We start from the raw sequence: 1887 nt of genomic DNA, 5'->3' as shown, positions 1-1887 counted from the left end.
CATAGACAGATTTTTTGAGGAGATGGGGGAAAAGTTGTGAAGACTTATTTAGTAACAGGAGGAGCCGGGTTTATAGGGGCTAATTTTGTAAAATATATGCTTAAAAAATATGAAAAAATAAATTTAATAATACTGGATAAGCTCACTTATGCAGGGAACTTGGGAACAATAAGAAAAGAGATAAAAGACCCTAGAGTGACCTTTGTGAAAGGGGATATCTGTGACGGTGACTTAGTGGACAGGATATTCCAAAGGCAAAATATTGATTATGTAGTCAACTTTGCTGCAGAATCTCATGTGGACAGAAGTATAGATGGTCCCAGGATATTTCTCGAGACAAATATTATCGGGACACAGGTTTTATTGGACGTGGCCAAGTCTCACTGGACCAAAGGTATAGATGAAAAAGGCTACCCTGTTTATGAGGAAAACAAGAAGTTTTTGCAGGTATCCACAGATGAAGTTTACGGAACTCTCACTACAGACTATCCTGACGGAAAAGAGATGCAAATTGACAGTGAAGAGATGAAATGGGTACTAAAAAACAGAAAGGTCATGCCTAAAATTTTCGGTGAAAAGTTTTTTACAGAAAAAACACCTCTTGATCCCAGGAGTCCCTATGCCACATCCAAAGCCGGAGCTGATATGCTGGTGAGGGCCTATGCTGAGACATATCATATGCCTGTAAATGTCACAAGATGCTCAAATAATTACGGACCTTATCATTTTCCGGAGAAACTCATTCCGCTGATTATCAAAAATGTATTGGAGGGGAAAAAGATTCCTGTATATGGTGACGGAAAGCAGGTGAGGGACTGGCTATATGTGGAGGATCACTGCAGGGGAATAGATATGGTTATAAATAAAGGGAAATTGGGGGAAGCCTATAATATAGGGGGCCTCAATGAGGAGCAGAATATAAATATAGTAAAACTGACTATAGACATAATTAAAAGGCTGACTACTGAAAAGGGAAAGCTGAAATCTGAGTTTAAAGGCATAGTAAAATGTAGTCCAAAAAATATAAGTTATGGACTCATAGAGTATGTCCAAGACAGGCTGGGACACGATGTCAGGTATGCTATAGATCCTAGTAAAACTGTAAAGGAGCTGGGGTTTTATCCGGAAACACCATTTATAGAGGGTATAGAAAAAACTATGAAGTGGTATCTTGAAAATCAAGACTGGGTGGAGGAAGTGGTTGACGGAGATTATCAAAAATTTTACGAAGAGACATATGAAAAATAATAGTGAAAGCCTCGATCCAATAGGTTTCACCACAGAGGCACAGAGACCTCAGAGTTTTCACAGAGAATAATAAGTAAACTAAATTTTAACTTATTAATTTTCTTCCTCTGTGAACCTCCTTTTTACTCTGTGCCTCTGTGGTAAGATATTTTTTAGTTTAAAGAATACTTATAATTTCTTTATTCAGGGCCTCATACCCCTTAGAAGACAGGTGCACCCCGTCAGCATAAAAAGAACTGTCTAAAGAATTATCATTATCAAAGAATATTTTTGAAAAGTCAAAAAACATGAGACTATTCTCTTTTGCAAGCCCCTCTATACACCTGTTCATCTGATCTATTTTTACATTCACCCTCTCCTCCTCTGTAGGGAGCACAGCCAGTAAAATTATCTCTTGGAAACTTTCTCTCAGAGAGGATATTATTTTTTTATAAAAATCACAGGTTTTTTCCAGAGGAAATCCCATAAATATGTCATTGACACCAGCCATGAGAATCACTTTTTCAGCCTCTATACTCTTCACATTTTCTATTCTCCAAAAAATATCCCTCGTGGTATCCCCGGCTATTCCCATATTTATGACATTTTCTTTTTCCATAGGGTTCCATTCGGTTATGCTGTCTCCCAGCATTATAGTTT

General features: G+C 37.6%; 2 protein-coding genes. One reads left to right on the top strand and one right to left on the bottom strand.

Features of this window, described 5'->3' with window-relative positions; genetic code table 11:
• Positions 1 to 36 precede the first annotated feature (36 nt).
• Positions 37 to 1248 (top strand): dTDP-glucose 4,6-dehydratase, encoded by a 1212-nt coding sequence (locus tag ABZA26_RS14115; protein WP_372715130.1) that lies wholly within the window; start codon positions 37 to 39, stop codon positions 1246 to 1248.
• Positions 1249 to 1405: 157 nt separating this feature from the next.
• On the opposite strand, the gene ABZA26_RS14110 is transcribed toward ABZA26_RS14115, so the two are convergent.
• Positions 1406 to 1887, bottom strand: a 482-nt coding sequence (locus tag ABZA26_RS14110; protein ID WP_372715129.1) for a GDSL-type esterase/lipase family protein, incomplete at its 5' end; no start/stop codon positions are given.

It is taken from the genome of Ilyobacter sp., assembly GCF_041583315.1.
GTDB lineage: Bacteria > Fusobacteriota > Fusobacteriia > Fusobacteriales > Fusobacteriaceae > Ilyobacter.
This window is presented reverse-complemented; position numbering and strand designations above follow the sequence as displayed.